Here is a 17,483-nt window from a genome sequence, read left to right on the forward strand (position 1 = left end):
GCCTGAAGCATATAAACGCCGGGCTGATTATTATTTTGCATGCGCTTTATCTCTTTTTGATAAATCTTATTGCGCTTGCCAATAATACACCCGCGCCACATCGCAACAGGAGCTCATTGTGGATAGCGCACAGAAAAAAGAAGAGATAGCATTAAAAATCCTACGTGAATTATTGCAATATCGACGTCGCCTCATCGCCGACGATGCTTCTCTGGCTGAAGAGGAGCGGCAGGTCACTCAGGTGCAATTGCCGCGCATTCGGGCATTCATTGAAAACGACCAGCGCATCGAATTCGTGCTGCCGGCTTTTCCGACCAAGTCACCCAACGCCAATAAGGTGATAGGCGCGGTGCCGGACATGGCGGAGCGGCTGTCGCTGATCTTCCTCAACTCGCTGTGCCAGCGCATTCAACTCTATTACCCGCCGGGCGCGCATATCGTTATCTGTTCCGACGGCCACGTGTTCGGCGATCTGATCCGCGTCAGCGACGAAGCGATCAACCATTATCAACGTGAGATTGAAAGCCTGCTGCATGAAGTGGGCGCAACCCACCTGAGCGTGTTCAACCTCGGCGATGTCAAAGGCCTGGCGGAGCATACCGATGACTACGATCTGCTGCGTCGGCTGTTGGTGGACGGTTATGCCGAATCGGAAGAGGCGATCAAGCGTCAGCTGATGCAGGACGAGCAGGGATTAATGCTGTATCGCGCCATCACGCGCTTCTTGTATGAAGACAGCCTCCTGCCGGGCTACAGCGGTTCCAACGCCGCGCTGCAAAAAGACGCCAAACGGCGCGCCTGCGGCGTTATCCAGCGCAGCTGGGCCTGGGGCAACCTGTTGGCCCAGCATTTCCCGGCGGCGATCCGCCTGTCGATTCACCCGCAGCCGGCCGACAGCCTGAAGATAGGCATCCACATGATGCCGACCAAAGACGACTGGCTGACGCCGTGGCATGGCGTGGCGGCCAACGTGAACGGCCAGTTCGTGCTGATGAAGCGTAAAGACGCGCAGAGCCTGGACGGCGAGTTGGTTGAGATCCGCGGCACGCCGAGCCATTACCTGATCGAACAACCGCAGATGGCCTGAGGCCGCTGCATGCTTTTGCGCCCGAAATCCTGACGGGCGCCTTTTTGACGGCACGTTGCCGTGTGAGCAGCACATTCGATGCAAGGAGAATCACCATGAACAACCAACCGCTTAATTGCCACATTCAACCGAACACCCCGTTCGGCGCGATCCTGACGCCGCAGCATCCGGGGCAAAAGGTCAGCGAGCTGCCGGTGGCGGCGCTGCGAGCGCTGGCGCAGGAGCACCACTTGCTGGTGCTGCGCGGATTCGACTCCGGTTTCAGCGAGCCGGAAGTCCTGACTCGCTATGCCGAACAGTGGGGCGAGATCATGATGTGGCCGTTCGGTGCGGTGCTGGACGTGAAGGAACATCCGGACGCCAAGGATCATATCTTCGACAGCAGCTACGTCCCGCTGCATTGGGATGGCATGTATAAGCCGACCATACCCGAGTTCCAGTTATTCCACTGCGTGGCGGCGCCGTCGCCGGACGAAGGCGGATGTACCACCTTCGTCGACACCACGCGCTTGCTGGCCAATGCGGACGAAGCGTTGCTGGAGCAGTGGCTGTCGGTGTCTATCACCTACCGCATCAAGCAGGTGGTGCATTACGGCGGCGAAGTCTGTTCGCCGCTGGTGGTGCAGCACCCGAACGGCAGAGGATTGATCATGCGCTACAATGAACCGCCGACGGAGGGAAAAAAATTCCTCAACCAGCACGCGCTGGAATATCACGGCGTGCCGGCGCAGCAGCAGGAACAGTTCCACCGTACTCTGCAGCAGCACCTGTACGATCCGCGTCACTATTATGCCCACCAGTGGCAACAGGGTGACGTGGTGGTCGCGGATAACTTCTCGCTGCTGCACGGCCGCGAGGGCTTTACCGCCCGTTCCGCGCGTCATTTGCAGCGCGTGCATATTCAAAGCAATCCGGTGTGCGCCAATCTGGCGCTGAAGCCGGCCAACGCAGAAGCTTAAAAGGAGCATTATGGCAAGGATACTGATGGCGGCGGTCGCCACTCCGGGGCACGTCTACCCGATGTTAGCCATCGCTCGCCACCTGATCGCCCAAGGGCATCAGGTGCGGGTGATGACCGGCGCGCTGTTCCGCGAACGCGCCGAAGCGGCTGGGGCGAGCTTCGTGCCGTTCGACGCGCAGGTGGACTTCGACTATCGCCACCTGGAGGCGCATTTCCCCGAGCGCGCCGCGCTGCCGCCGGGCAATGCGCAGATGGCGCTGGCGCTGAAAGATTTCTTCGCCGCGCCGATCCCACTGTTGGATCGTCAGCTGCGTGCGGCCATCGCCGCCGAAAAGACCGATCTGCTGATGGTGGAGAACTGCTTCTACGGCGTGCTGCCGCTGCTGCAGTCCGCCGAACGGCCGCCGGTCTTCGGGATCGGCGTCACGCCGCTGTCGTATTCTTCGCGCGACGCCATTTTCTATGGCCCGCGCATCCCGCCGGCGCTGCTGCCGCGTGCGCTGACCCGCGAGCAATTGGTGGATGAAGCGACGCGGGTGTTGCTTGATGAGGTGCAGCAAAGCTTTGATGCCGCGCTGGTGCAAGCGGGCGGGCGGCCGCTGAATCGCCCGTTTACCGATGCGCTGATCGGCGGCTGCGAGCGTTTCCTGCAGTTGGCCACCACGGCGCTGGAATATGAGCGCGACGACCTGCCGAGCGGCGTGCGCTTCGTCGGGCCGCTGCGCAGCGGTGGTCAACCGGCCGCGGAAGAGGCGCTGTGGGAGGAGGACGATCGTCGGCCGCTGGTGATCGTGTCTCAGGGCACGCTGGCCAATGTCGATCTGCATCAGCTGATCGTGCCGACGCTGCAGGCGCTGGCGCATCTGCCGGTGCGGGTGTTGGCCACCACCGGCGGGCGGGCGACCGAAGGGCTGATGGACGCGTTGCCGGACAACGCCCGAGTGCGGGCGTTCATCTCCTTCGAACACTGGTTGCCACAGGCGGCGCTCTTGATCACCAACGGCGGTTACGGCTCGATCAACTATGCGCTGGACAGCGGCGTGCCGCTGATTGTCGCCGGCACCGGCGAGGACAAGCTGGAGGCGGCCGCGCGCGTGGTGGCCGCCGGTTGCGGCATCAGCCTGCATACCAGCACGCCAAGCGCGGAACAAATACTGGCGGCAGCGACGCGCATTCTGCAACAGCCGATCTATCGCCAGCGCGCGGCGCTGGTGCAGGAGGACTATGCTCGCCACGATGCGCTGACGGCGATAGCCAACGAAGTGGCCGCCATTACCGCTTGACCCCGCCGCACTCCGTTCCTCAGGCGCCGTTTTCGGCGCCTTTTTTCTGCATTTTCTTGCAATGAAAACTGCATGATTATGTACAATCGTCGCAGGTCGCCAAATCGGTTGAATGTTAATCTCACGACAGCGACGCTGATGAAAGAAGCGCAATATCATAATTTTCTAATTATGAAATGAATCCTCTGGCGGCGCCGCAGCGGGGCAGTTACCCTGAATCGCTAGGTTAATGGGATACGCGTTACATCAAGAAGAGAGCAAGCATGAAAGATTCACAAATCCGCATTGCGATTGCGGGCGCCGGCGGCCGGATGGGCCGTCAATTGATCCAGGCGGTGCAGCAGGCGGAAGGCGTGGTGTTGGGGGCGGCGCTGTCGCGCCCGGGATCGAGCCTGGTCGGCGTTGATGCCGGCGAGCTGGCGGGCATCGGCGCGCTGGGCGTCAAGGTGAGTGACAGTCTGGATAAAGTGGCGAGCGAGTTCGATATTTTGATCGACTTCACCCGTCCTGAAAGCACCCTGGGCTACCTGGAATTTTGCGTGGCGCACCATAAGGCGATGGTGATCGGCACCACCGGCTTCGATGACGCCGGCAAACAGGCGATCCGCGATGCGGCGCAGCATATCGGCATCGTGTTCGCCGCCAACTTCAGCGTCGGCGTCAATCTGGTGCTGAAACTGCTGGAGAAGGCCGCGCAGGTCATGGGCGACTATACCGATATCGAAATCGTTGAGGCGCACCACCGGCACAAAGTGGATGCGCCGTCGGGCACGGCGTTGGCCATGGGCGAAGCGATCGCCGGCGCGCTGGGGCGCGATCTGAAAAGCTGCGCGGTCTATGCGCGCGAAGGCCATACCGGCGAGCGCGATCCGAAGAGCATCGGCTTCGCCACCATTCGCGCCGGCGACATCGTCGGCGAGCACACCGCGATGTTCGCCGACATCGGCGAGCGGGTGGAAATCACCCACAAGGCCTCCAGCCGCATGACTTTCGCCAGCGGCGCGGTGCGCGCGGCTTCCTGGCTGCGGAGTCGGGATAAAGGTCTGTTTGATATGCGTGACGTGCTGAGTTTGGACCGGATATAACTAAACTGAATACCATCGTGATGTGGTTGTGTTGATCATAATGCTATGATAATAGGGCAATAATTTTATTGTCCTTTTTTTTAACATGATAAATATCGTTTTGATGTTGTTTCATTGTCAAGGCTGGTATTTGTTTGTGTTTACCTTGCTAATTATCTGCTTTTTTTCCACCGTCGGCTTTTTTAGCATCTTTTTGGGTCCATTCCGACGCCGTTTTCCGTCATTCCTCCCCGCAACCGTTTTCCAGCCCCGGTTTTCTGTGTTTTTATGGCAGCTCAAGCCGCTTGGGCATCGAGAACTGCAAAAATAAAACAAAAAATGGCGGTTTGGGTAGACAAGCGGAACACTCATCATTAAAATGCGCCCAATTTGCCAAAAATTGGCCTCGCGGACGGTTTTTGCATTGATTTAGATCGCGATATCTGAATTAATATGCAAATATTGTGATTGATTATTCCTCGGAGGATGTTTTGATAAAGTCAGCGCTATTGGTTCTGGAAGACGGAACCCAATTCCACGGTCGGGCCATCGGGGCAGAGGGAACGGCAGTGGGGGAAGTGGTCTTCAATACGTCGATGACCGGTTATCAAGAAATCCTCACTGATCCTTCCTATTCCCGCCAGATCGTTACTCTTACTTATCCTCATATCGGCAATGTCGGCACCAATGCTTCCGACGAAGAATCCTCCGCAGTACACGCCCAAGGCCTCGTCATTCGTGACCTCCCGCTGATCGCCAGCAACTACCGCAGTGAAGAAAGCCTGTCCGACTACCTCAAGCGTCACAACATCGTGGCGATCGCCGATATCGATACCCGTAAGTTGACTCGCCTGCTGCGCGAAAAAGGCGCCCAGAACGGCTGCATCGTCGCCGCCGATTCGCCGGATGCCGCGCTGGCTCTGGCCAAGGCGCAAGGTTTCCCGGGGTTGAAGGGCATGGATTTGGCGAAAGAGGTCACCACTCAAGAGGCCTACAGCTGGCAGCAAGGCAGCTGGACGCTTGAAGGCGACCTGCCGGAAGCCAAAACCGCCGCGGAACTGCCGTTCCACGTGGTGGCTTACGACTACGGCGCCAAGCGCAACATCCTGCGCATGCTGGTGGATCGCGGTTGCCGCCTGACCGTGGTGCCGGCGCAGACCCCGGCCGACGAGGTGCTGAAAATGAATCCGGACGGCATCTTCCTGTCCAACGGCCCGGGCGACCCGGAGCCGTGCGACTACGCCATCGCCGCCATCAAGCAGTTCCTGGAAACCGACATTCCGGTGTTCGGCATCTGTCTGGGTCACCAGCTGCTGGCGCTGGCCAGCGGGGCGAAAACCATGAAGATGAAGCTCGGCCACCACGGCGGCAACCACCCGGTGAAGGATCTGGACAACAACACGGTGATGATCACCGCGCAGAACCACGGCTTCGCCGTCGATGAAAACGACCTGCCGGCGAATCTGCGCGTGACGCACAAATCGCTGTTCGACCACACGGTGCAGGGCATTCACCGCACCGACAAGGCGGCGTTCAGCTTCCAGGGGCACCCGGAAGCCAGCCCAGGCCCGCACGACGCCGCGCCGCTGTTCGATCACTTTATCGAACTGATTGAGACTTACCGTTCTAACGCCAAATAATCAGGAGCAGTAAAAAATGCCAAAACGTACAGACATAAAAAGCATCCTGATCCTCGGCGCTGGCCCGATTGTTATCGGCCAGGCGTGTGAGTTCGACTACTCGGGCGCCCAGGCGTGTAAAGCGCTGCGCGAAGAGGGCTACCGCGTCATTCTGGTCAACTCCAACCCGGCGACCATCATGACCGACCCGGAAATGGCCGATGCGACCTACATTGAGCCGATCCACTGGGAAGTGGTGCGCAAGATCATCGAAAAAGAGCGTCCGGATGCGGTTCTGCCGACCATGGGTGGCCAGACGGCGCTGAACTGCGCGCTGGAGCTGGAGCGTCAGGGCGTGCTGGCCGAGTTCGGCGTCACCATGATCGGCGCAACTGCCGATGCCATCGACAAGGCCGAAGACCGCCGCCGTTTCGACGTGGCGATGAAGAAAATCGGTTTGGATACCGCGCGTTCCGGCATCGCGCACACCATGGAAGAAGCGCTGGCGGTAGCCGCTGACGTCGGCTTCCCGTGCATCATCCGTCCTTCCTTTACCATGGGCGGCACCGGCGGCGGCATCGCCTACAACCGCGAAGAGTTCGAAGAGATCTGCGAACGCGGTCTGGACCTGTCGCCGACCAACGAGCTCCTGATCGACGAATCGCTGATCGGTTGGAAAGAGTACGAGATGGAAGTGGTGCGTGATAAGAACGACAACTGCATCATCGTTTGCTCCATCGAAAACTTCGACGCCATGGGCATCCACACCGGCGACTCGATCACCGTTGCGCCGGCCCAGACCCTGACCGACAAGGAATACCAAATCATGCGCAACGCCTCGATGGCGGTGCTGCGTGAGATCGGCGTTGAAACCGGCGGCTCCAACGTGCAGTTCTCGGTTAACCCGAAAACCGGCCGCCTGATCGTCATCGAGATGAACCCGCGCGTGTCTCGCTCTTCGGCGCTGGCGTCGAAAGCCACCGGCTTCCCGATCGCCAAGATCGCCGCCAAACTGGCGGTGGGCTATACCCTCGATGAGCTGATGAACGACATCACCGGCGGCCGCACCCCGGCGTCGTTCGAGCCGTCCATCGACTACGTCGTGACCAAGATCCCGCGCTTCAACTTCGAGAAGTTCGCCGGCGCCAACGATCGCCTGACTACCCAGATGAAGTCGGTCGGCGAAGTGATGGCCATCGGCCGCACTCAGCAGGAGTCGCTGCAGAAAGCGCTGCGCGGTCTGGAAGTGGGCGCCACCGGCTTCGATCCGAAAGTGAGCCTGGACGATCCGGAAGCGCTGACCAAAATCCGCCGCGAGCTGAAAGACGCCGGTTCCGACCGCATCTGGTACATCGCCGACGCCTTCCGCGCCGGTCTGTCGGTCGACGGCGTCTTCAACCTGACCAACGTCGATCGCTGGTTCCTGGTGCAGATTGAAGAGCTGGTGCGCCTGGAAGAGCAGGTGGCAGAAGCGGGCATCAACGGCCTGGACAAAGACTTCCTGCGCACGTTGAAGCGCAAGGGCTTCGCCGATGCGCGTCTGGCCAAGCTGGCCGGCGTCGCCGAGAGCGAAATTCGCAAGCTGCGCCACAGCCACGGCCTGCACCCGGTGTACAAGCGCGTGGATACCTGCGCGGCGGAATTCGCTACCGACACCGCCTACATGTACTCCACCTATGAAGAAGAGTGCGAGTCCAACCCGACCAACGACCGGCCGAAAGTGATGGTGCTGGGCGGCGGGCCGAACCGTATCGGCCAGGGCATCGAGTTCGACTACTGCTGCGTGCACGCTTCGCTGGCGCTGCGTGAAGATGGCTACGAGACCATCATGGTCAACTGCAACCCGGAAACCGTCTCCACCGACTACGACACCTCGGACCGCCTGTACTTTGAGCCGGTGACCCTGGAAGACGTGCTGGAAATCGTGCGCATCGAGAAACCGAAAGGCGTTATCGTGCAGTACGGCGGCCAGACCCCGCTGAAGCTGGCGCGCGAGTTGGAAGCCGCAGGCGTGCCGATCATCGGCACCAGCCCGGACGCCATCGACCGTGCCGAAGACCGCGAACGCTTCCAGCAGGCGGTCAACCGCTTGGGCCTGAAGCAGCCGGCCAACGCCACCGTCACTGCCATCGAGCAGGCGGTCGAGAAGGCGGCGGGCATCGGTTATCCGCTGGTGGTGCGTCCTTCCTACGTGCTGGGCGGCCGGGCGATGGAAATCGTCTATGACGAAACCGACCTGCGCCGCTACTTCCAGACCGCGGTCAGCGTGTCCAACGATGCGCCGGTGTTGCTGGATCGCTTCCTGGACGATGCGGTGGAAGTGGACGTCGATGCTATCTGCGACGGCGAGCGCGTGCTGATTGGCGGCATCATGGAGCACATCGAGCAGGCGGGCGTGCACTCCGGCGACTCCGCGTGTTCGCTGCCGGCGTACACCCTGAGCCAGGAAATTCAGGACGTGATGCGTCGCCAGGTGGAGAAACTGGCGTTCGAGCTGCAGGTGCGCGGCCTGATGAACGTGCAGTTCGCGGTGAAGGACAACGAAGTTTATCTGATTGAAGTCAACCCGCGCGCCGCGCGTACCGTGCCGTTCGTGTCCAAAGCGACCGGCGTGCCGCTGGCCAAAGTGGCCGCGCGCGTGATGGCGGGCAAAACGCTGGTTGAACAGGGCGTGACCGAAGAGATCATCCCGCCGTACTACTCGGTGAAAGAAGTGGTGCTGCCGTTCAACAAATTCCCGGGCGTCGACCCGATTTTGGGGCCGGAAATGCGCTCTACCGGGGAAGTGATGGGCGTGGGCCGCACCTTCGCGGAAGCTTTCTCCAAAGCGATGCTGGGCAGCAACTCGGGCATGAAGAAACAGGGCCGCGCGCTGCTGTCGGTGCGCGAAGGCGACAAGGCTCGCGTGGTCGATTTGGCCGCCAGCCTGCTGAAGCAGGGCTTCGAGCTGGACGCGACCCACGGCACCGCGGTGGTGCTGGGCGAAGCGGGCATCAACCCGCGCCTGGTCAACAAGGTGCACGAAGGGCGTCCGCACATTCAGGACCGTATCAAGAACGGCGAGTACACCTACATCGTCAACACCACGGCAGGCCGTCAGGCGATTGAGGACTCCAAGCTGATTCGCCGCAGCGCCCTGCAGTACAAGGTGCACTACGACACTACGCTGAACGGCGGCTTCGCCACCGCGATGGCGCTGAAAGCGGATCCGACCGAGCAGGTGACATCGGTGCAGGAAATGCACGCGCGTATTGGTAAGTAACCGCGCGCGAACGCTACGCCAGGGCGCTGCAGATGCAGCGCCCTTTTTTATTCAGTGAATTTGTAGGCTGGCGTTAAAAATTTCCGCTATCAATCAGTGGGCAAACTGTCACTCTGTGTGATTGGTATATGCTTGGTGTATTGGCAAGGAACGAAGGAACGACGATAACAATGATTCTGATAATTTATGCTCACCCGTATCCCCGGCATTCGCATGCCAATCACCGCCTGCTGCAGGCGGTGAGGGATCTTCCCGAGGTGGAGGTGCGCTCGCTGTATGAGCTGTACCCCGATTTCAATATCGATATCAACGCCGAGCAACAGGCGCTGGAGCGCGCCGACATGGTGGTGCTGCAGCATCCGATGCAGTGGTACAGCTTCCCACCGCTGTTGAAGCTGTGGATCGACAAAGTGCTGGAGCACGGCTGGGCCTATGGCCACGACGGCAACGCGCTGGTGGGCAAAGACTGCCTGTGGGCGGTGACCAGCGGTGGTGACGAGCACCATTTCGAACTGGGCGATTTTCCCAACTTCGCCGCGCTGGCGCAGCCGCTGCAGGCCACGGCGATTTATTGCGGCATGAACTGGCAGCCGTACTTCGCCCTGCACAACACCTTTACCTGCAACGAACCGGCGCTGATCGCCGCCGGCGAAGCCTACCGGCAGCGGTTGGTCGACTATCTGATGGAACATGCCGAAGCGGAAACCCGGGAGGCCAGCCATGGATAACCACCACATGATGATCGAGGGGCTGATCTATCTCGGTTCCGCCGCGCTGTTCGTGCCGATTGCGGTGCGCCTGGGGCTGGGTTCGGTGCTCGGTTACCTGATCGCCGGCTGCATTATCGGTCCCTGGGGGCTGAAGCTGGTGTCGGATGCCGAGTCTATCCTGACCTTCGCCGAGATCGGCGTGGTACTGATGCTGTTTATCATCGGCCTGGAGCTGGATCCCAAGCGGCTGTGGACGCTGCGCGCCTCGGTGTTCGGCGGCGGCAGCATTCAGATGGTGGGCTGCGGCCTGGCGCTGAGCGCCTTCTGCTACTTCCTCGGCCTCAACTGGAAGGTGGCGCTGCTGATCGGTTTGACGCTGGCGCTCTCATCCACCGCCATCGCCATGCAGGCGATGAGCGAACGCAATTTGACGCCGTCGCCGATCGGCCGCAGCGCGTTTGCGGTGCTGCTGTTCCAGGATATCGCGGCGATCCCGCTGGTGGCGATGATCCCGCTGCTGGCCAGCAGCGGCGCCACCACGACGCTGGGCGCTTTCGTACTGTCGGCGGCCAAAGTGGTGGGCGCGTTGACGATGGTGGTGCTGCTTGGCCGCTACGTCACCCGCCCGCTGCTGCACTTCGTCGCCCGTTCGGGCATGCGCGAGGTGTTCAGCGCCGTGGCGCTGTTCCTGGTGTTCGGCTTTGGCATCCTGCTGGAGATGGCCGGGTTGTCGATGGCGATGGGGGCGTTCCTCGCCGGGGTGCTGTTGGCGAGCTCGGAATACCGCCACGCGCTGGAGAGCGATATTCAGCCGTTCAAAGGGTTGCTGCTGGGGCTGTTTTTCATCGGCGTCGGCATGTCGATCGACTTCGGCACGCTGTTCCATCATCCGTTGCTGATCGCCTCGTTGCTGCTGGGCTTTATGCTGATCAAGGCGGCGTTGCTGTGGCTGATCGGCCCGCTGCTCGGGGTGCCGAAGCGCCAGCGCGGCCTGTTCGCCATTCTGCTGGGGCAGGGCAGTGAGTTCGCCTTCGTGATCTTCAGCGCCGCGCAGCTGGCCGGCGTCTTGCCGGTTGAATGGGCCAAGTCGCTGACGCTGGCGGTGGCGCTGTCGATGGCGGCCACCCCGCTGCTGTTGGTGATCGCCGCGCAGCTGGAGAAAAATGTGCCGAAAGAGGATCGCCCGGCTGATGTCATTGATGACGAGAACGCCAGCGTGATCATCGCCGGCTTCGGCCGTTTCGGCCAGATCGCCGGTCGTTTACTGTTGGCCAACGGCGTGCACACCGTGGTATTGGATCACGATCCGGACCATATCGAAACGCTGCGTAAATTTGACACCAAGGTGTTCTACGGCGACGCCACGCGCGCCGATCTGCTGGAGGCGGCCGGCGCCGCTCACGCCAAGGTGCTGATCAACGCCATCGACGATGTGGAGGACAGCCTGGCATTAACCGAGCTGGCCAGGCAGCACTTCCCGCATCTGAAAGTGGTGGCACGGGCGCGCGACGTCGATCATTGGTATCAGTTGCGGCAGCTGGGGGTGGAAAAACCGGAGCGCGAAACCTTCGAAAGCTCGCTGCGCGTCGGCCGTGAAACGCTGGAGCTGCTGGGGCTGGACGCCTATGAGGCGCGCGAGAAAGCGGACACTTTCCGTCGCTATAACCTGAAGATGCTGGAAGATACGCTGGATAATTACCAGGATACTGAATTCCGTATCGCCAGCCTGCAGCGGGCCAAGGAGATGCTCAGCGCGGCCATCGAGCAGGATCAGAATCGGCTGGCGCGGGTGCAGCAGACCGGCTGGCGCGGCAGTATCGACGGCAAGGCGCCGGAAGACGAAGTGGTTGAAGCCAAAGGATAAGGGGAGGGGCGCCGTGATGGCGCCCCTTTTTTGCTTAGCTCAGCGCGACCTTGATGCCTAAGGCGATCAACATGCCGCCCAGCAATTTGTCGACGATCTTCTGCGCCTTTTCCAGCCCGCGGCGCACCGGCCCGCTCTGGATCAAAAACACCAGCAGCGGCCACCAGATGACCGACAGGCCGAGAATAATCCCCGCGTACCACAGCTTGTCACCCAGACCGGAATCGATCTGCAACACCTGGGTGAAGACCGCCAGGAAGAACAGGGTGGCTTTCGGGTTCAGCAGGTTGCACAGGTAGCCTTGCGCAAAGGCGCTCTTCAGGCTGACCTGTTGCTGCGGCAGATTGCTGACGTTCATTTTGCCGCCGCCGCGCGACAGCAGCGCCTGGATGCCGATCCACACCAGATAGACCGCCCCGGCGTATTTCAGCAGGTTGAACAGCCACGGCGTAGTGGTGATCACCACCGCCAGCCCGGCGACGCAGTAGGACATGTGGGTGGCGACGCCGCAGATCACGCCGAAAGCGGTCATCATGGCGGCCAGACGCGGGTAGCGGGCGGCGTTTTTGATCACCAGGAAAAAATCCGGGCCGGGGGAAAGCATGCCGAGGGCGGCAATGCCGGCGACGAACAGTGAAGTTTCAAGCATGGGAGGCATCTCGCGCAAAAGGCAGCATGTTGGCGATAATAACGCCGCTTCCTCTGATGCGCATCAACCTAATGAGGTATTGTTAGGCTCTATGATAATAATTCATCTATCGCCAGCGACGGAGCACCATGCAGCAGACTACCGCCACAGACAGGCCGGAACCGCACCGGCAACAGCGTGAAATCACCCGCTTGTGCATTCAATGCGCGCTGCTGCTGTTGCAGCACGGCGCCGAGAGCACGGTGGTGGAGCAGTTGTCCACTCGCCTGGGGTTGGCGCTGGGGATGGACAGCGTGGAAAGTTCAATCTCCGCCAATGCGGTGGTGTTGACCACCCTCAGCCACGGCGCCTGCCTGACCACGACCCGCAAGAATGTCGATCGCGGCATCAATATGCAGGTGGTGACGGAAGTGCAGCATATCGTGATCCTCGCCGAGCATCACCTGGCGGATACGCACGACGTGGCGCGGCGCTTCGAAAAGATCCGGCCGCTGCGCTATCCGCGCTGGCTGGTGGTGCTGATGGTGGGGTTGTCCTGCGGGTGTTTCAGCATGCTCAACGGTGGCGGCGGCGACGCCTTCCTGGTGACCTTTATCGCCAGCGGCGCGGCGATGCTGGTGCGCCAGATCCTCACCGCCCGCCATATGAATCCGCTGATCAATTTTTGCCTGACGGCGTTTGTCGCTACGTCGATATCCGGGCTGCTGCTGCGCCTGCCGGTGTTTAAAGAGACCTCGAGCGTGGCGATGGCCGCCAGCGTGCTGCTGCTGGTACCGGGCTTCCCGCTGATCAACGCGGTGGCCGACATGTTCAAGGGGCACGTCAACACCGGGCTGGCGCGCTGGGCGATGGCCAGCCTGTTGACGTTGGCGACCTGTATCGGCGTGGTGATGGCGATGTCGCTGTGGGATCTGCGGGGGTGGTCATGAGTCTGCTGTGGGCATTGTTGCAGGAGATGCTGTTGGCGGCGGTGCCGGCGCTGGGCTTCGCCATGGTGTTCAACGTGCCGCTGCGTGCGCTGCGCTATTGCGCGTTGCTCGGGGCAATCGGGCGCGGCTCGCGCATGCTGATGATGCACGTGGGCATGAACATCGAGTGGGCGTCGCTGCTGGCGGCGATCCTGATCGGCATCATCGGTATCTATTGGTCGCGCTGGCTGTTGGCGCATCCGAAGGTGTTCACCGTGGCGGCGGTGATCCCGATGTTCCCCGGCATTTCCGCCTATACCGCGATGATAACTGTGGTGGAGATCTCGCATCTGGGCTACAGCGAGGCTTTGATGGAGACCATGATCACCAACTTCCTCAAGGCCAGTTTCATCGTCGGCGCGTTGTCGATCGGCCTGTCGTTACCGGGTCTGTGGTTGTACCGCAAACGCCCCGGCGTGTGAAATTCCCCGGCAAAAGAACGTTGGTTATTAGATATGCTGATAAGAGCTATCTTATATATTCATCTTGCTTGATTAGCCTATCGACGGCACTCAGGCCTTTACGTATAGTGTCACCAATTTTGCTGCCTACACAGGGTTAAACAATGATTATCAGCCTGATCGCTGCCTTGGCGGCGGATCGCGTTATTGGCATGGAAAACGCCATGCCGTGGCACCTGCCGGCGGACCTTGCGTGGTTTAAACGCAACACGTTGAATAAGCCGGTTATTATGGGCCGCAAGACCTTCGAGTCCATCGGCCGCCCGCTGCCGGGCCGTCACAATATCGTTTTGAGCAGCCGCCCGGGCAATGCCGCCGGGGTGACCTGGGTGACCTCGCTGGATGAGGCGCTGGCCGCCGCGGGTGAGGTGGAAGAAGTGATGGTGATCGGCGGTGGGCGCATCTATACCCAGTTGCTGCCGCGCGCCGATCGCCTGTACCTGACGCACATCGACGCCGAAGTCGGCGGCGATACTCACTTCCCGGATTACGAGCCGGACGAGTGGGAAACCACGTTCAGCGAATTCCACGACGCCGACGATCTGAACTCGCACAGCTACTGCTTCGAAATCCTGCAGCGCCGCTGATCTTAGCGCGTTAGCCAGTCATCCCCGGGGGCGCAAGCAATTGCGCCCCCGGTCTTTTTGCGCCGGTCATTCGTAACCTTTCCGTCACATTACCTGATTAGTATGAAGCCCAACTCCGAGCGCCACGGCAACTCTGGTGAATCTTGACCGCGGCGCCATAACTAAAAAGGTAACCACGTTATGACCAAGCAAATTGAGCAATTAGACGCCGACCGCCTGATCGATCCCACTCGCCGCAAGCTGCTGCTCGGCAGCGCCGGCGCCGTCGGCCTGGCCGGTTTTCTCGGCGGCGGCATCTGGTCGGTCTCCGCCGAGGCGTTAGCCGAGGATCTGCCGCCGAACACGCTGCTGGGCTTCCGGGGCATCGCCGCGTCTACCGCCGATGAAGTGACGATAGCGCCAGGCTATCGCGCCGAGGTGCTGATCTCCTGGGGCGAGCCGCTGGTGGACGGCGCGCCGGCCTTCGATCCGCAGGGCAACAACAGCGCCGCCGATCAGGAAAAACAGTTTGGCGACAACAACGATGGCATGAGCTTTTTCCCTATCGATGACAATCACGGCGTGATGGCCATCAATAACGAATACGTTAACGAGCAGTACCTGTTCGCCCACGGCGGCGCCAAGGCCACCAGCCTGGAAGAGGTGCGCAAATCGCAGGCGGCGCACGGCGTCTCCATTGTCGCGGTCAAGCGGGTCGGCGACGGCCAGCGCTGGGAGGTGGAGCGCCCGTCGCGCTATAACCGCCGCATCACCGCCAACAGCGAGATGCAATTCAGCGGTCCGGCCGCCGGACATCCGCTGTTGCAGACCGCCGCCGATCCGAGCGGCCGCAAGGTGCTGGGCACCTTCGGCAACTGCGCCAACGGCAAGACGCCGTGGGGTACCTACCTGACCTGCGAGGAAAACTTCGACACCTATTTCGGCACCCGTCAGGCCGATTATCGCACCACGCCGGAACAGAAGCGCTACACGCTGAAGGCCAGCGAACCGGAACGCAACTGGCCGGACTATGACGAGCGTTTTGATGTGGCGAAGAATCCCAACGAATTCAACCGTCACGGCTGGATTGTCGAGATCGATCCGTTGAATCCGACCTCGACGCCCATCAAGCACACCGCGCTCGGCCGTTTCAAACATGAAAACGCGGCGGTGACCGTGGCCAAAGACGGCCGTCTGGTGGTGTATATGGGCGACGACGAGCGCGGCGAACATATCTATAAGTACGTCTCCAAAGGCGTGGTCGACGCCGCCAATCCGGCCAACAATCGTACGCTGCTGGATGAGGGGACGCTGTACGTGGCGCAGTTCGACGGCGATGAAGCCGGCACGCCGCTGAAGGGCAAAGGGCGCTGGATTGCGCTTGAGTTCGGCAAGAACGGCCTGACGCCGGAGAACGGTTTCCGCGATGAGGCCGAAGTGCTGATCTTCGCCCGCAAGGCGGCGCAGCAGGTCGGCGCCACCAAAATGGATCGCCCGGAGTGGATCGCGGTGAACCCGCATGACGGGCGCGCGTACTGCACGCTGACCAACAACAGCAAGCGCGGCGAGGAAGGGATGCCGTTGAACGCCGCCAACCCGCGACCGAACAATATCTACGGCCAAATCATTCGCTGGGACGAGGGCGGCGACGCCACCGCCGACGTCTTCGCCTGGGACATCTATGCGCTATGCGGCAACCCGATTGCCCACCCCGAAGGCGTCAACCGCGGCACGCCGAACATCACGGCGGAAAACACCTTCAACAGCCCGGACGGGCTGGGCTTCGATCGCGCCGGCCGTCTGTGGATCCTCACCGACGGCAAGTACAGCAACAAGGGCGATTACGTCGGGCAGGGCAACAACCAGATGCTGGTGGGCGATCCGGTCAGCGGCGAGATCCGCCGTTTCATGGTGGGGCCGAAGTCCTGCGAACTGACCGGCATCACCTTCACCCCGGACTACAAGACGATGTTCGTCAACGTACAGCATCCCGGAGAAGAAGGCGATTCGCACTTCCCGAACAACAGCCCGCGCCCGCGTTCATCGGTGTTGATGATCACGCGTGAAGATGGCGGAGTGATTGGGGCGTAAGGCGGCAATACAGAACAAAGGCGGCCACCGGGCCGCCTTTATCGTTTCAGGATGCGGCTAATCTGCCGGCGTGGTCAGGCGCTTCGCCGCGATTGGCGGGCTGCGTGAAGTAACGGCGGTCTTCCCAGCGCAGCATCGTCAGATCGCCGCCCCAGCAGCAGCCGGTATCCAGCCCGATCACGCCCTCCGGCGTACCCTTGCCTTCCAGCGAGGCCCAGTGGCCGAAGATGATGGTGTATTCCGGGTCCACTAGGCGCGGCAGCTCGAACCACGGTTTCAGCGGCGCCGGCGCGCTGCCCGGCGCATCTTTGCAGATCATGTCGAGCTGGCCGTTGGGGAAGCAGTAGCGCATGCGCGTTAGCGCATTGGTGCTGAAACGCAGGCGCGCCAGGCCGCTCAGCTCCGGCGCCCAGTTGTTCGGCATGTCGCCGTACATGGCGTCGAGGAACAGCGGATAGCTGTCGCTGCTCAATACCGCCTCCACTTCGCGCGCGCACATTTTCGCGGTGTCGATGTCCCACTGCGGGGTGATGCCGGCGTGGGCCATCACCAGTTTTTGCTCATCATCCACCTGCAGCACCGGTTGGCGGCGCAGCCAGTTGATCAGCTCGTCGGCGTCCGGCGCTTCCAGCAGCGGCGTGATGCGATCTTTGGGTTTGTTGCGGCTGATGCCGGCGTAAACCGCCAGCAGGTGCAGATCGTGGTTGCCCAGCACCATGCGCACCGCCGGGCCGAGCGAGCGCACATAGCGCAGCACGTCCAGCGAGGCGGGGCCGCGCGCCACCAGATCGCCGGTCAGCCACAGTTGATCGCGCTCGGGATCGAACGCAACCTGAGCCAGCAGCGACTTCAGTTCATCGAAACAGCCGTGAACGTCGCCGATAAGGTATGTCGACAT

The 17,483-nt window shown here is 61.2% G+C and carries 14 protein-coding genes; 12 read left to right on the top strand and 2 right to left on the bottom strand.

Annotated elements, in window-relative coordinates; all coding sequences use genetic code 11:
* Positions 1-118: 118 nt before the first annotated feature.
* The 8 genes from pvcA (at position 119) to kefC (ending at position 11,850) form a co-directional block, all read left to right on the top strand.
* Complete coding sequence (pvcA, locus tag ACJ8IP_RS15745) at positions 119-1,087, top strand: L-tyrosine isonitrile synthase (RefSeq protein ID WP_004932937.1); 969 nt, start codon at positions 119-121, stop codon at positions 1,085-1,087.
* Between the two features lie 95 nt (positions 1,088-1,182).
* Positions 1,183-2,046 (top strand): TauD/TfdA dioxygenase family protein, encoded by an 864-nt coding sequence (locus ACJ8IP_RS15750; RefSeq protein ID WP_033651693.1) that lies wholly within the window; start codon positions 1,183-1,185, stop codon positions 2,044-2,046.
* Positions 2,047-2,071: 25 nt separating this feature from the next.
* Positions 2,072-3,331, top strand: a complete 1,260-nt coding sequence (locus ACJ8IP_RS15755) for a glycosyltransferase (RefSeq protein WP_442524457.1) — start codon at positions 2,072-2,074, stop codon at positions 3,329-3,331.
* Between the two features lie 263 nt (positions 3,332-3,594).
* Positions 3,595-4,416, top strand: coding sequence for a 4-hydroxy-tetrahydrodipicolinate reductase (gene dapB, locus ACJ8IP_RS15760; RefSeq protein WP_042783670.1), 822 nt, complete (start codon positions 3,595-3,597; stop codon positions 4,414-4,416).
* Positions 4,417-4,886: 470 nt separating this feature from the next.
* The gene (gene carA / locus ACJ8IP_RS15765; protein ID WP_071883584.1) at positions 4,887-6,035 is read left to right on the top strand and encodes a glutamine-hydrolyzing carbamoyl-phosphate synthase small subunit; all 1,149 of its coding nucleotides are present in this window, start codon (positions 4,887-4,889) and stop codon (positions 6,033-6,035) included.
* A 16-nt stretch (positions 6,036-6,051) separates the two neighbouring features.
* Complete coding sequence (gene carB / locus ACJ8IP_RS15770; protein ID WP_025301533.1) at positions 6,052-9,276, top strand: carbamoyl-phosphate synthase large subunit; 3,225 nt, start codon at positions 6,052-6,054, stop codon at positions 9,274-9,276.
* Between the two features lie 170 nt (positions 9,277-9,446).
* Positions 9,447-10,004, top strand: coding sequence for a glutathione-regulated potassium-efflux system oxidoreductase KefF (gene kefF / locus ACJ8IP_RS15775; protein ID WP_033641826.1), 558 nt, complete (start codon positions 9,447-9,449; stop codon positions 10,002-10,004).
* Positions 9,997-11,850 (top strand): glutathione-regulated potassium-efflux system protein KefC, encoded by a 1,854-nt coding sequence (gene kefC / locus ACJ8IP_RS15780; RefSeq protein WP_042783671.1) that lies wholly within the window; start codon positions 9,997-9,999, stop codon positions 11,848-11,850. The genes kefF and kefC overlap by 8 nt, the downstream gene beginning before the upstream one ends.
* A gap of 34 nt (positions 11,851-11,884) precedes the next feature.
* Here kefC and ACJ8IP_RS15785 read toward each other — a convergent pair whose 3' ends face one another.
* Positions 11,885-12,499: a LysE family translocator gene (locus ACJ8IP_RS15785; protein WP_089191171.1), complete on the bottom strand. Its 615-nt coding sequence runs from the start codon at positions 12,497-12,499 to the stop codon at positions 11,885-11,887.
* A 128-nt stretch (positions 12,500-12,627) separates the two neighbouring features.
* Here ACJ8IP_RS15785 and ACJ8IP_RS15790 point away from each other — a divergent pair, with 128 nt between their 5' ends.
* The 4 genes from ACJ8IP_RS15790 to ACJ8IP_RS15805 all read left to right on the top strand — a co-directional run bounded on the left by ACJ8IP_RS15790 (position 12,628) and on the right by ACJ8IP_RS15805 (position 16,585).
* Entirely contained in the window at positions 12,628-13,428 is an 801-nt protein-coding gene (locus ACJ8IP_RS15790; protein ID WP_033641829.1) for a threonine/serine ThrE exporter family protein, read from the top strand.
* Positions 13,425-13,889, top strand: coding sequence for a threonine/serine exporter (locus ACJ8IP_RS15795; RefSeq protein WP_033651687.1), 465 nt, complete (start codon positions 13,425-13,427; stop codon positions 13,887-13,889). Before ACJ8IP_RS15790 ends, ACJ8IP_RS15795 begins: the two co-directional genes overlap by 4 nt.
* 143 nt (positions 13,890-14,032) lie before the next feature.
* On the top strand, positions 14,033-14,515 hold the full coding sequence (gene folA, locus ACJ8IP_RS15800) for a type 3 dihydrofolate reductase (protein WP_033637073.1): 483 nt from the start codon (positions 14,033-14,035) through the stop codon (positions 14,513-14,515).
* Between the two features lie 180 nt (positions 14,516-14,695).
* Entirely contained in the window at positions 14,696-16,585 is a 1,890-nt protein-coding gene (locus ACJ8IP_RS15805) for a PhoX family protein (protein ID WP_042783673.1), read from the top strand.
* Between the two features lie 46 nt (positions 16,586-16,631).
* On the opposite strand, the gene apaH is transcribed toward ACJ8IP_RS15805, so the two are convergent.
* A complete protein-coding gene (apaH, locus tag ACJ8IP_RS15810; protein ID WP_033641832.1) occupies positions 16,632-17,483 on the bottom strand; it encodes a bis(5'-nucleosyl)-tetraphosphatase (symmetrical) ApaH in 852 nt (283 codons plus the stop codon).

Origin of the sequence: Serratia sp. CY52157 (assembly GCF_052168495.1) — a bacterium.
Classification (GTDB): domain Bacteria; phylum Pseudomonadota; class Gammaproteobacteria; order Enterobacterales; family Enterobacteriaceae; genus Serratia; species Serratia ureilytica.